Genomic DNA, 12,583 nt, shown 5'->3' on the forward strand with positions numbered 1-12,583 from the left:
AGAAATACCAAGCCGGAAGAATATTTTGTTAATGCCGCAACAGGTCGAACAGGGAAAGAGAGGCCAACAGCAATACAAACTGATACTGGTCAGGAGGCAGTTTATGTTTCAGTAAGGACAGTCCCCGCATTTTCTGGTTTTTAACCGTTTGCACCGATAATCCCATCTTATCGGCAATTTCCTGGTTGCTCATGTTTTCCAGGTAGCTCATGCTGATGATCTTGCTGCATTGTGGCGGCAGGTTCTTGATAGCCACGTAAATTTCGCGGGCTATTTCTACGCGTATCAGTTCGCTCAGGTAGTTGTCCTGCACTTCGCCCTGCTCCTGGCAGAACGCGGTATTGCGCTCGTTGGCGTGGGTGGATGTTTTCAGGAAATTGAGTGCTGCATTTTTAGTGGCCCGGTACAGAAAAGACTTGAGGTGCTGCTCATTCTCAAATTGCTCCTGCTTTTGCCACAGGCGCATAAAGAGGTTCTCTACGATGTCTTCGGCATCCTGCTGGCTGCTGACCAGCTTGTAGGCGAACAGGCAGAGGGCATTATAATAACACAGGTAAACCTGGCTGTAGGCATGCCTGTCCCCACGGTTCAATGCTTCCAGATCTAATTCTTTGTGCGGGAGTCCCTTTTCCATTAACAGCTATGCTATACTTGGTATATAGCCATAAGCTATAAAAGTAGATATTATTTGTTTTAAATCAAACTATTTAGGGTAATGCTATTTAGTATCTTTATTTTTAAACGGTTAGTGACTCCATGGCCTGAATATCGGACGATGAAAAGCGGCAAAGTTCTTTTAGCGGGGCGGCTGATGAATCCCATACATACATTAACGGACTATTTCCGTTCGCTGGTTTCAAAAAAATAAATCACCTGGAAAGTGGGCTTTTAGATTCGCGAAGCACTAAACATTTTTTCTGGCCCGCTTTTGGCTTGTAGCTGATATATCTGTTTATCTTAAAACATTAATTAAAAAAGAGTCATGGAAAATCAAATTCTTCAACTGGAAAAGAAGTATTGGAAGGGAATGCAGGACGGTGATTTTGAAACGGTAAAAAGCCTGAGCCACTTCCCATGCATTGTAGCCGGAAAAAATGGGGTAAGAAGTGTGGACGAAGCCACTTTCAAAATGATGTTTGATTCGGGAAAGGACAGGCAGTTGAATGTCCTGAATATTTCTGACACGCAAATGCAGAAGATCAATGAGGACAGCGCTGTTATTGCTTACCTTATTGAGTTGGAATACAATGTACAGGGAAAAAAGTCATCTGGTAAATGTGCCTGTACTTCAACCTGGGTAAAGGAAAATGGGAAATGGGTTTGTGCCCTGCATACAGAAACTGACCTACAAAAATAAGCCACCTGGAAAGGCGGCTTCAGACCTTATGTGTGCAGAGACTGACGCCGTTAAATTTAAATCTGTAATATTTTTCCTGAAAAACCTTTAAAAGGTATAAAACAAAAAAACCACTCTGCTTGAGTGGTTTTTGCTTCCCCTTCAGGGGTAAAAGCGGTCCGGACGGGACTCGAACCCGCGACCCCATGCGTGACAGGCATGTATTCTAACCAGCTGAACTACCGGACCAGTTTTGTATCAATCTATTATAGAAAGAACGATTTCTTTGTTTGTTTTTTGAGAAATAGCTCTCGCTTTTGAGCTTCACTTCTCGTTTCAAACTCCTCGAAATAAGCAACCTTCCAGGGAATCTTTTTTGAAGTATATTTAGATAAGCCCTGATTATGAAACAACAATCGCTTTTCTAAATCTTCAGTATATCCAATATAAAAAGAACTATCCTGTTCGCTCTGCAATATGTATGTTTTATATTTCATACTTCTTGCGTGACAGGCATCCCCTCCCGAGTTATTCGGGATCGGGGTAACCAGCTGAACTACCAGACCTTCCCGTTTGGGTTTGCAAATATAGCGTCTTTCTTTAGTTTTTCAATGAAAAAATAAAAAATCTTAAAACTGCTGTTCTCTAAACCGTAATCAGCTAAATAACAGCACCTTCCTTCATTTTTTCTGCGTTTTCGGCAAACTGAAGGGCATCAATAATTTCCTGAATATCGCCATCCATAATAGCAGGCAGGTTGTATAAGGTCAGGCCGATGCGGTGTTCAGTGACCCGCCCCTGCGGGTAATTATATGTTCTGATCTTTGCCGAACGGTCGCCCGTTGAAACCATCGTTTTACGTTTAGCGGCAATATCGCCGTTATGTTTTTGCAGTTCCAGGTCATAGAGCTTATTGCGAAGCATCTCCATGGCCAGCTCCCGGTTAGCCAGCTGCGAGCGTTCCACCTGGCACACTACCACAATTCCGGTGGGCTTATGCGTCAGCTGAACTTTGGTTTCCACCTTGTTCACATTCTGTCCACCGGCACCACCCGACCGCGATGTCTGCATCTCAATATCCGCGGGATTCAGTTCCACATCCACCTCCTCGGCTTCCGGCAAAACCGCTACCGATGCCGCCGACGTATGCACCCGTCCCTGCGTTTCCGTATCAGGAACACGCTGTACCCGGTGCACGCCAGATTCATATTTCAGCGTGCCGTACACATCCTCTCCCGAAACCTTCAAAATCACCTCTTTATAGCCGCCAGCCGTGCCTTCCGTAACATCCATCACCTCCACTTTCCAGCCCTTGGTTTCAAAGTAACGGGTGTACATCCGGTACAGGTCGCCGGCAAACAAAGCCGCTTCATCACCGCCGGTTCCACCGCGAATTTCAACAATAGCGTTTTTGCTGTCCTGCGGATCTTTTGGTATCAGCATCAGCCTGATCTGCTCTTCCATCGCCTCTTTTTTGTGCTGCAGCTCATCCAGGTCAAGCTTGGCCATTTCCCGCAGTTCCTCATCCTTCTCGGTAGAAAGCATGCGCTTATTGGTCTCAATATTGCTGATCACATTGCGGTAAACACGGTACTCATCCACAATTTTGCCAAGATCCTTATATTCCTTGTTCAGCCGGGCAAACCGCTTCATATCGCTCATCGTGCCCGGATCGCTCAGTTCGCGTTCAACCTCTTCCCACCGGTTTTTAATAGCTTCTAATTTATCTAACATCGTATTTTTTGAAAAGCAGGTGCACTACCCCGGTTCAGCCATAGTCCCGCTTTCCGTTGCAATACCGCATTACATGCGGCATTTACACTTCAATCGGGTTTAGCTTACAACTGCCAGTGCAATAAATAAAGGATGCAAAAATACGGTATTTTGGCCTAACTTTTTAATGCTTCTTTTTACGTAACTTTCACGCAAAGCCCGCAAAGGGATTACGCAGAGTTCGCAAAGAAAGCTTGATATTTTTAGCGTGTTATACTTGGCACTCTTGGCGTGGGATTTTTTCTCACGTATAGGCTGCAAACAACTACCAAACAATCCCAGCAATATATCAGCGTGATTTATCTTCAGCCGGATAAACATACACTGTACTATCCGTTAGAAATACCCGGATTTTACTGCCTTCGGCAACCTGCTTAACATCCTTTACAGGTAATTTCTCGCTGCTGCTTTCATAAGTCTGGGTATTCATGCTCTTCCACACATTTCCGTACCGGTACATTAACCAATCATATTTTACCTGCAAATCCGTCAGGTTGTCTGTTAAAACGGTTTTGATATAAGCGCCAAAACGGTCGAACAGCAGAACACCCTGCCGGGCATCGTGCAGGTACACATACTGGTCGTTGGCAAGGAGGATATCCGGTGAGATATTGATACCGGTTTGCTGGTAAATATTTCCCGAGCGCTGGTCATCGTTAAAATCGTTGGTTAGCTTATGCAGCTCACGGTTATTCTGATCGTAGATCCAGTAACCATTATTGTTGGCCGTAGCAGCAAGCGTAACCTGTTTGTTAATATCCTTCCTGAAATTATAGCGGGCAATTTCGCTCAGGGTATTGTTAAGTACCACCAATTGCTGCAATCCGCTATAAAATAGGGTGATCCGCATCGGGTCGGTAACATCAAGTGAAGTAATTTCGCCAAAGCTTTTATTGCTGTATCGCCATAGCAATTTACCCGAAGGGCTATATTTTAACAATTCACCTTTTGCGGTTACCAGGTAAACCTGATCCAGGTTATCGGCTGCAACGTGCACAGCCGGCACATCTATATGAACCGGATACGGAGCAGCTTGTGCAAAAGCCTGCAAGCAGGCCCACGTACCGGCCAGGAACAGAAACCATACACATAAGTGCTTACCCGTTATCATATAGTATAATTTGACAACTTTTTAAAAGTTGTCAAATTTAGTATCAAATTTAGTATTAACTGTGATTACAGCCGAAAAAAGTATCTTTGCGTTTGACTATGCAGAAAATTAAAATTGCGCTCCTGCTGTTAGGCATGAGCATTTCTACAGCTATCCAGGCACAGCAAAAAACACCGTTTACCGACTTGCTGACACAACAAAACGATTGGGTTGATTCCGTTTTTCATAAACTTCACCGCCGTGGACGTATTGCCCAACTGTTTTTTGTGCGGGCGCATACCGATAAAGGCAAAGCTTATGAAGATTCTATCGCAAATGTTATTGTTAAACAGCGCATCGGCGGACTGGTATTCTTCCAGGGTGGCCCGGTGCGTCAGGCCGGGCTGATCAATAAATATCAGTCGATATCCAGAACGCCGCTTTTAATTGCCCAGGATGGTGAATGGGGCTTGGGTATGCGGCTTGACAGCACCATCTCGTTTCCATACCAGATGACGCTGGGCGCCATACAGGATAATCAATTGATTTACCGCATGGGACTTGAGGTAGCCCGCCAGTTTAAACGGGTGGGAGTGAACATTAATTTTGCTCCTGATATAGATATCAACAATAATCCTAAGAACCCCGTGATCGGTTACCGCTCCTTTGGCGATAATAAATATAATGTTACGGCAAAAGGCGGCGCATACATGAAAGGTATGCAGGATGGCGGTTTGCTGGTTAGCCTGAAACACTTTCCCGGACACGGCGATACGGATGTGGATTCGCATTATGACCTGCCTCAATTAAAGTTCAACCGCGAACGTTTGGATTCCCTTGAAATGTATCCCTTCCGCGAACTGGTTAAACAAGGTGCGTCCGGCGTTATGGTGGCTCACATGAATATCTCGGCGCTTGATAACACACCCAACCTGCCGTCGACACTTTCGCGGCCTATTGTTACCGGCATCTTAAAAGAGCAGCTTGGCTTTAAAGGCATTGTATATTCCGATGCGATGGAAATGAAGGGCGTGGTTAAATTCTTTCCCGGTGGCGAAGCCGATGTACGTGCCGTTATAGCCGGTAATGATGTTATCGAATTATCTGAAAACAGCGAGCGTGCCATGAAGCTGGTTCGTAAAGCCATCCGCGAAAACCGGCTCACGTGGGATCAGGTAAATGCCAGCGCCCGAAAGATATTGGTAGCCAAGTTCTGGGCCGGGCTTGATACCTTTAAGGCGTTGCCGGTAACCAACCTGGTTAATGAGCTGAATACACCCGAGGCGCTAAATCTTAAACAGCAACTGAGCGACGCTGCCGTTACCGTACTAAACAGCGACAGCCTGCTTAAACATATCGACTACACTAAGCGTACCGCCCTGGTAAGCCTCGGTGTTACCGATTTAACTACATTTCAAAGCGAGCTGGCCCGGACTTTCACCAATTCAACCAATTTTATTTTATCTAAAATAGCGTCGTCTGCTGATATGTCTAAAATGCTGGCCGAGCTGAAAAAATACGATCAGATCATTGTAGGTGTGCACGATTACCGTAAACGTCCGGGCAGCACATTAGATTACAACAGTCCGTTAAAAGTTTTTATAGCCAATTTAGCCCGGCTGAATACCATCACCTGTGTTTTTGCCAACCCATACACGGTTGCAGGTCTGCCGGGTATTGAGCAAAGCAAAACCCTGCTAATGAACTATGAGAACAGCGATGAAACGCAGAAAGCCGCGGCCAAAGTAATTAAGGGTGAAATCGGTGCCAATGGCCGGCTTCCGGTTAGCATCAATGTCTTTTACAAAAATGGCGATGGAATTGTGGTAGGGAGATAAGATAAGTTTTAGTCTTTCTGCTTGTACCTTAATAAATATTCCCGCTTGCACTCGTTTGCAAAACGAGTGCATCAATCTCCGGCGTTTGCAACGCCGTAAGCGTAGCAAAAGTTTTAAAACTTTTCGTTATTTTAAGGCTTAAGTAGGCCCCAATTGCTCAATGGTTTGGCTGAAACTTAAGCCAGAAATGTGCTTCCGGTTAGTATCAATGTTTTTTGCAGAAATGGTGATAGGATGATGGTGGAGAGATGAGAAGTTGTAGTCTTCCGGATTTATGCTTCTTTGATTCATATCAAAACGGAGCCGAAATATGTTCCTGTTTTACAGAAAAAATTTCGGCTCCGTTCAACGGAATTACTCTACTAATAGCTTAAATGGCTGATTGTGGCCAGCTTTTACTACATAAACTCCTGTTGCCGGTTTTGCTGATAGTTCTACCTGTACCTTACCTGATAATGCCTGAACAGTTTTTTTGTAAATTTCTTCACCTGACAGATCGCTGATGCTAATAGTTACCGGACCGGTTAATTTTTTATTGAGCGTAATACTAAATGAGTTGCCTTTAAGCGGATTTGGATATATTTTTTGCGGCGTATTGCTCAATGAAATGTCTGCTGTACTTATAGCCAGCTCTTTAGCTTTTCCATCGTTATCTACCTGCGTTAACCGGTAATAATTTGTACCGTTAGCCGGATTTCTATCCATGAACTGGTAGTCCTGTCGGGTTGTGCTGTTGCTTCCTTTTGAAGGTATTTTATCCAGTGTGCTAAACACCTTACCATCGGTGCTGCGCTCTAACAGGAAATAGCTGTTATTGCTTTCAGAGGCGGTAGACCACTTTAACGTTACTATGCCGTTTGCTGTAGCTGAGATAAAATCAATTAAGCTTACAGGCAGGGGAGCTGCACACACATCTCCTACCGTATATGTTACTGGATTACCAATGTTATTATTTTCGCCAGTGTTGTTCGTTGCTGAACCACGTCTGTACGTAAACTTTAGTTCAAGAGCAGTACCTGAGGTTTGATTATTCAAAGTGGCAGTAAGATAACCTGACGACGTATCGTAAGTCATTAGATTTCCGTTTACAATAGCAAAATCACAACCTGCTGCCGCACCTATACCATGAAGTGTAACGGTAACATTTCCGCTGCCATCTGTTTCTGCCCTCCATTCAAATTCATCGCCGGTAGTTGGTACGGCATTGCCTGCGCTCTGTCCGCACCATTGTGTTGTAAAACTTCCATTAACTGTAATTACAACAGGACTTGACGTGGTTGAGCCGAGCATGTTATCTGTTGCTTTAGCAGTTATAGAATACGTGCCGGGCTGCACATTGGTCCATTGGAAAGTATATGGATTACCGGTACTGGTAGATTCTCCAATTTTAGCAGACCCATTATAAAACTCTACTTTAGTAACTGTTCCGTCTTCATCGGCGGCGTTCGCGGAAATGTTTATTGTTGCTGGTGAGGTGAAAGAATCAGAAGCAGCAGGCGATGTTAAAGATACCGTGGGTTTAATATTGACTGAACCACCAGAGCATTGCCCTACTATAAACGAGTGTCTGTTACCACTATTGTCTTTATTGCCCGGGCCGTCGGGATTATTGTAAACAAAATAAAAATATATCACCTGCCCATCAGTCAAGCCAGTGAGTTCATACGGCACATTTGGAGTAGGGGTGTTGGCTCCAGTAGCGCCAGCGGGATCAGTGCCATAGAAAAATAATAAGGTAGTGCTTCCCGCTCCCGGTTTATCGGGAATGAAAGTCATGTATGTTTTGCCATCAGCCTGCGTTACCTGATAGTGGTAATCACCATCTTGTCCATTCCCACTACAGGCAGGTTCTTCTGCGGCCTTAACGCTAAAAGGCAGGTACAACAAGGTGCAAATAATTGCAATGATTGTAGTTTTCATTTTCATAACATTTGGTTTTAAGTTAACATTTAATTGATTAGCGGATTTACTACCTTATGCATAATAGTTAAATCATTGTACAATAGTAATTTGTAAAAATCATAGTGACGATTTTCTTACCCCAACAATACTGCAACATAAGCCTGAGATTTGTTTAAAAGTCAGATTTTCCATACTACATTTATACTACAGCAGGTAAAAAGTACTCCTGTAAATTCGCATCTAACCGGGCAATTCTGGTTGTAAGCTATGTTTGCATCTGTTCTACAGAGCAAAAATTACAGGATGAATGGGTGCTTTTTCTTTATTTTATCACCCCTTTACTACACGGCTATTGGCGAAGCAAAACGATTATCTGGCATGTGAAGCGCTATTGAGCGTTTTTTTGATAAACTTTTACATAATCTACATACATGTTCGCCTCGCCACCGGCCAGGCCTGTAATCTGGTTAATATCCCAAATTTGGGTGAAATTCCCCCCTACAGCTAAATTAAAAAGAATAGAAAATTCCTTGTTGAAATACTTTCCGGGCGATTTATCATTTTCAACACTGGTAATATTCATCTCATAATATGGAAGAGCTTCGGGGTTTTTATCTAAATCTAAATACATCTTAATGGCCTGTTCATCCCATATAAGTGTGTATAAATGAAAGCCATCTTGTAATCCATAGCTTGCCGTAATATGCTTTGCATTACTTGCAACACTGTTGGCGTTTGGCCCCCAATGGCATGCTCCATTAAAATATTTATCCTGCAAGTTGTTCTTAATTCCATAATCATTGCCCATCTCTACAATATCTACTTCACCGCTTTTGGGCCAACCTACCTGTGGAAAATCTGCTCCTAACATCCAGAAAGCGGGCCACAAGCCGTTTGCCGTTTTAGGGAATTTAATACGGGCCTCAAGCTTACCATACTTGAAGGAATATTTTCCTATGGTATTTATTCGCCCTGAGGTAGCTTTTTTGCCCATATAATTTTCCTTTTTCGCGGTAATGATCAAACAATTGCTACCTGTTTCGGGCTCTTTGCCAACAGAAATATTATCTTCTTTATAGTATTGTAGCTCACTATTGCCTCCGCCATCGCCATTTACTTCTATAGTCCAGTTGCTTTTATTTAATGTTGAACCATCAAAGAGATCTTCCCACACCAATTTATAACCTGTTTCTGCTTCGGTGTCATTATCGGGCGGCTGCTTTATATCCGACTCCCTGTTTTTACATGCTAAAAAAGGAGCAATGAATAACAGCGTTAATATGCTTTTTATAATTATCTTTTTCATTATTATTTCTTTTGATACAGGCGTACGTAGTCCACTTTCATTTGTACCGGCTTAGCGGGATTATTGAATATTGAATCATCGATTTGCCCTCCCCAGGTGCCACCTATTGAAAGATTAAGTATCACATAAAAATCGGCTGTAAATGGCCAAACCGCTAAGTCGTTAATATTATGGGGTTGATATAACCGGGTACTCTCTTTATCATCTATGTAAAAGATGATGCAGTCGTCGCCATCATCATAATCATTTAACCATTCTATAGCATACGTGTGAAACTCTCCCTCAACTACTCCGGGATATTGCTTATTCTGCCAGTTCTGTCCGTTCGAGCCGTTTTTTTGTGCGGTGTGCACCGCATGTGAGATCATGGTAGGATCTGAGCCGACATGCTCCATAATATCAATCTCGCCATACGTTGGCCAATATCCCACTTCGGGAAGCATCCAGAAAGCCGGCCACGTTCCTTTACCGGAAGGTAAGCTGATACGGGCTTCTATCTTTCCGTATTTCAAAAAGCCCTTTTTCTTGGAGTTTATCCTTGCCGATGTATATGAACAGTTATTGTAATCTTCTTTATAAGCAGTGATAACAAGATTTCCATCCTCTACTTTAACGTTCTTCTCCCTGTCGGTACAATACTGTTTTTCCTGGTTGCCAAACCCGGTACCGGTCTCATAATTCCATTTATCGGTATCTAATTTGGTGCCGTCAAATTCGTCAGACCAAATCAGCTCATATTTTTTTTCCTTATCTGTGTCTTTGGGCTTTGAGTTCTCTGACTTGCCGCACCCAAAGAATAGCAGGGAATAAGAAATGGCTGCAATTGAGAAACACCTGGCTTTTAATATATCCATCGCTTTATAATTTTTAGAATAGATAAGGTATACTTTTGTACACCTTATCTATTAACTGGTATAATAACCCTATTTTTTAGGCTTATAAATAAATACTCCATCTATGTCAAGGGTTTTGCCTGCTACCCCGCCGCTAAGCATAGAGAACACATTTCCAGTTGTAATAGGATTACCCGGGCGGTATATCAATCCCTGTTTAGTAAATTCAGAAATCGGGATTTCAATATGGTGCCATTCGCCGTCACGGGTAAAATCTGTATAAGCAGGAGTTATTCTACCAGCACCTGCATCGTTAAATGCGGCTGGCCCTATAGCTACTCTATAGTCTGTTCCGCTGGCATCCCACAAGGCAACCACATGGGTAGCGTTATCTTTGCTTTTCATAGCCAAGTGTAATACGTAATCGTTACCCACACCGCTAAGATCTAATTGTGCGCCTCCCGGATGACCATCAACATCCGGAGAAATACCAAACCCTGACCAGCCAGCAGGCGCTGCTACCACCAAACTGGTCCATGGGGCCACTGCACCAAATGAGTTCGGGCCACTTGGGGTGCCTGCTGAATAGGTATTCTCCCATACATACAGAAATAGATTACTGTCGTTCGGTCGGTAATCTTTAACTACTTTGCTACTAATCTTTGCTTCGGTTTCTGAGTCCATTGATAACAGGTAATAATTGCTTCCCTGCAAATAGGCGGTTACGTTAGTGTTACCATTATCATCGCCGTCGCCATCGCCGTTGTTGTCTTCCTGCTTCGGACCTTCGTTGCTCTTTTTTGAACAAGATGTAGTAAATCCTACGAATAGTATCCCTACAAATAGTAATAATAATGTTTGCTTTTTCATGATTTTGCTTTTTTGATTAGTTTTTATTTTTTAATTGATTTGATTTATTTACTGTCCTAAATCGCCGAGATTAATTTCTTCTTCAGGAATGGGGAATAATTCACTTTTGCCCTTAATAAAGGTTGCTATATGCTGCTGTACCTCAGGTGTTTCTGTTGCTTTATAAGCATCCATAATTTCTTTGGCTACGCCCCAGCGGCATATATCAAACCAGCGATGTCCTTCCATTGCCAGCTCAACCCGGCGCTCATGGCGTATAGCCTGGCGCAGGTCGTTCTGATTATCGCTGTAGCCTCTATAGTTGGGAAACTCGGGCAATATGGCGGTGTTGCCATTACGGGCCCGGTTGCGCACTTGCTCTAATGCCCATTTTGCCTTTGTCAGGTTATTGTTTTCGCAACAAGCCTCAGCATACATCAGCAGGGCATCGGCATAACGTATCACTTTATTGTTAATGGGCCCGCGGCTGGGATGTGTTAATGAGTATAGCGTGTTACCGGGGCCATCTTCCATCATGGCATATTTCCTGTTGAGATACCGGTCTCCTAAGTAAATTTCCTGTGCAGGCGTTTCAATCTGATCAGATGTAGGGTTTAATATGGTAACGTCTCTTCTTGGGTCACCGGTTTCATATTCATTATATAAGTTTTGTGTAGGCTTATTAAAACCCCATCCGCCTCCAAGCTTTGACGAGCGTGAACGGGTTAAAATAACACTGAATGTCCCTCTGGTAAATCCGAAACCTTCGCCATAATCACTGGTGGGGTCTTCCATATATTGTATCTCAAAAATGGATTCAGGTCCGTTCTCACCACTCAATGTGAAGTTGTCTTTGTAATTGGTTACCAGGTGATATTCGCCCTGATCTTCGGCCTGTTTCACAATCTCCTGACCCCACTTTTCGGCTTCAGTATAGTTGTGAACGGTGAGATATACGTTTAGCAGCAGTGATTGGGCTGCACCTGACGTTGCCCGCCCAAGATCTGTTGCGGGGTATTCGCTTTTGCGCCATAATTTACCGGCCGCATCTTTTAAGTCGCTGATAATGAAATCATAAATTTCGGAAACTGGCGCTATAGGTTGTTTCCATTGATTGGAGCTTTCTATCACAAAATCTACTTTTGGCACACCGCCAAATACCCGCACTAAGCGTAAATAATAATATGCCCGCAGAAATTTGGCTTCACCAATTAACCGATCTTTAAGCCGCTGATCCATCGTTGCGTCAGGCGATACTTTTGGAATTTCCTGTAAGGCGAGGTTACACCGGGCTATGCCCTGGTATTGCGCCCGGTAAAAATCTAACAGAAAGACGTTATTAGACTGGGTTTTAAAATTTTCCATGTCGTACACAGCCGCCATATCGCTAACATCCTGGCCGCCTTTCAGGGCATCGTCAGAAACCACATCGCCAATGAACCATTCGCTGAAATAGGTGGTATTGTATTCCCAGCCTAAAGGCGCATAAGCGGCATTTACAGATTGTATGGCGGTTTCGCCGGATGAAAAGAAATCGTCAAGCTTAGTAACGCCTGGTGAAGGTGAGAGAAGCCATTTTTTACAGGACACCAGCGTGAGTGATCCTGTGAACAGTAAAACGACGAATATTTTTTTGGATATGTTATTTTTCATGAT

11 protein-coding genes and 1 tRNA gene are annotated in these 12,583 nt (G+C 43.5%); 2 read left to right on the forward strand and 10 right to left on the reverse strand.

All coding sequences use genetic code 11. From position 1 onward, the window contains the following. Positions 1-28 precede the first annotated feature (28 nt). Positions 29-634, reverse strand: a complete 606-nt coding sequence (locus tag FW774_RS02745) for an RNA polymerase sigma-70 factor (protein ID WP_149346615.1) — start codon at positions 632-634, stop codon at positions 29-31. Between the two features lie 348 nt (positions 635-982). On the opposite strand from FW774_RS02745, the gene FW774_RS02750 reads away from it, so the two are divergent. After that, positions 983-1,357: a nuclear transport factor 2 family protein gene (locus FW774_RS02750; RefSeq protein WP_149346616.1), complete on the forward strand. Its 375-nt coding sequence runs from the start codon at positions 983-985 to the stop codon at positions 1,355-1,357. A 154-nt stretch (positions 1,358-1,511) separates the two neighbouring features. Here the strand turns inward: FW774_RS02750 and FW774_RS02755 are convergent. From FW774_RS02755 to FW774_RS02770, 4 genes are all read right to left on the reverse strand, one after another. Beyond that, a tRNA-Asp gene (locus FW774_RS02755) sits at positions 1,512-1,585 on the reverse strand. A gap of 17 nt (positions 1,586-1,602) precedes the next feature. After that, entirely contained in the window at positions 1,603-1,833 is a 231-nt protein-coding gene (locus FW774_RS02760; protein ID WP_149346617.1) for a GIY-YIG nuclease family protein, read from the reverse strand. 163 nt (positions 1,834-1,996) lie between these two features. Next, positions 1,997-3,070 (reverse strand): peptide chain release factor 1, encoded by a 1,074-nt coding sequence (gene prfA / locus FW774_RS02765; RefSeq protein WP_149346618.1) that lies wholly within the window; start codon positions 3,068-3,070, stop codon positions 1,997-1,999. A gap of 328 nt (positions 3,071-3,398) precedes the next feature. Further along, positions 3,399-4,220: a hypothetical protein gene (locus tag FW774_RS02770; RefSeq protein WP_149346619.1), complete on the reverse strand. Its 822-nt coding sequence runs from the start codon at positions 4,218-4,220 to the stop codon at positions 3,399-3,401. Between the two features lie 98 nt (positions 4,221-4,318). Here FW774_RS02770 and FW774_RS02775 point away from each other — a divergent pair, with 98 nt between their 5' ends. Then, a complete protein-coding gene (locus FW774_RS02775) occupies positions 4,319-6,037 on the forward strand; it encodes a glycoside hydrolase family 3 protein (protein WP_149346620.1) in 1,719 nt (572 codons plus the stop codon). A 354-nt stretch (positions 6,038-6,391) separates the two neighbouring features. Here FW774_RS02775 and FW774_RS02780 read toward each other — a convergent pair whose 3' ends face one another. The 5 genes from FW774_RS02780 to FW774_RS02800 form a co-directional block, all read right to left on the reverse strand. After that, positions 6,392-7,963 carry an Ig-like domain-containing protein gene (locus FW774_RS02780; RefSeq protein WP_149346621.1) on the reverse strand — a complete coding sequence of 524 codons (1,572 nt, stop codon included), beginning with the start codon at positions 7,961-7,963 and terminating at the stop codon, positions 6,392-6,394. Between the two features lie 364 nt (positions 7,964-8,327). Beyond that, positions 8,328-9,245 carry a family 16 glycosylhydrolase gene (locus FW774_RS02785; RefSeq protein WP_149346622.1) on the reverse strand — a complete coding sequence of 306 codons (918 nt, stop codon included), beginning with the start codon at positions 9,243-9,245 and terminating at the stop codon, positions 8,328-8,330. 2 nt (positions 9,246-9,247) lie between these two features. Continuing rightward, positions 9,248-10,099 carry a family 16 glycosylhydrolase gene (locus tag FW774_RS02790; protein ID WP_149346623.1) on the reverse strand — a complete coding sequence of 284 codons (852 nt, stop codon included), beginning with the start codon at positions 10,097-10,099 and terminating at the stop codon, positions 9,248-9,250. 69 nt (positions 10,100-10,168) lie between these two features. Then, positions 10,169-10,948, reverse strand: a complete 780-nt coding sequence (locus FW774_RS02795) for a hypothetical protein (RefSeq protein ID WP_149346624.1) — start codon at positions 10,946-10,948, stop codon at positions 10,169-10,171. 48 nt (positions 10,949-10,996) lie between these two features. Beyond that, on the reverse strand, positions 10,997-12,580 hold the full coding sequence (locus FW774_RS02800) for a RagB/SusD family nutrient uptake outer membrane protein (protein WP_149346625.1): 1,584 nt from the start codon (positions 12,578-12,580) through the stop codon (positions 10,997-10,999). Positions 12,581-12,583 lie beyond the last annotated feature (3 nt).

The organism is Pedobacter sp. BS3, from assembly GCF_008274585.1.
In the GTDB taxonomy this organism is placed as follows: domain Bacteria; phylum Bacteroidota; class Bacteroidia; order Sphingobacteriales; family Sphingobacteriaceae; genus Hufsiella_A.

Coding starts and splice junctions, on each gene's coding strand:
- FW774_RS02745 (WP_149346615.1), bottom strand. CDS start 634: ATGGAAAAGGGACTCCCGCACAAAGAATTAGATCTGGAAGCATTGAAC.
- FW774_RS02750 (WP_149346616.1), top strand. CDS start 983: ATGGAAAATCAAATTCTTCAACTGGAAAAGAAGTATTGGAAGGGAATG.
- FW774_RS02760 (WP_149346617.1), bottom strand. CDS start 1,833: ATGAAATATAAAACATACATATTGCAGAGCGAACAGGATAGTTCTTTT.
- prfA (WP_149346618.1), bottom strand. CDS start 3,070: ATGTTAGATAAATTAGAAGCTATTAAAAACCGGTGGGAAGAGGTTGAA.
- FW774_RS02770 (WP_149346619.1), bottom strand. CDS start 4,220: ATGATAACGGGTAAGCACTTATGTGTATGGTTTCTGTTCCTGGCCGGT.
- FW774_RS02775 (WP_149346620.1), top strand. CDS start 4,319: ATGCAGAAAATTAAAATTGCGCTCCTGCTGTTAGGCATGAGCATTTCT.
- FW774_RS02780 (WP_149346621.1), bottom strand. CDS start 7,963: ATGAAAATGAAAACTACAATCATTGCAATTATTTGCACCTTGTTGTAC.
- FW774_RS02785 (WP_149346622.1), bottom strand. CDS start 9,245: ATGAAAAAGATAATTATAAAAAGCATATTAACGCTGTTATTCATTGCT.
- FW774_RS02790 (WP_149346623.1), bottom strand. CDS start 10,099: ATGGATATATTAAAAGCCAGGTGTTTCTCAATTGCAGCCATTTCTTAT.
- FW774_RS02795 (WP_149346624.1), bottom strand. CDS start 10,948: ATGAAAAAGCAAACATTATTATTACTATTTGTAGGGATACTATTCGTA.
- FW774_RS02800 (WP_149346625.1), bottom strand. CDS start 12,580: ATGAAAAATAACATATCCAAAAAAATATTCGTCGTTTTACTGTTCACA.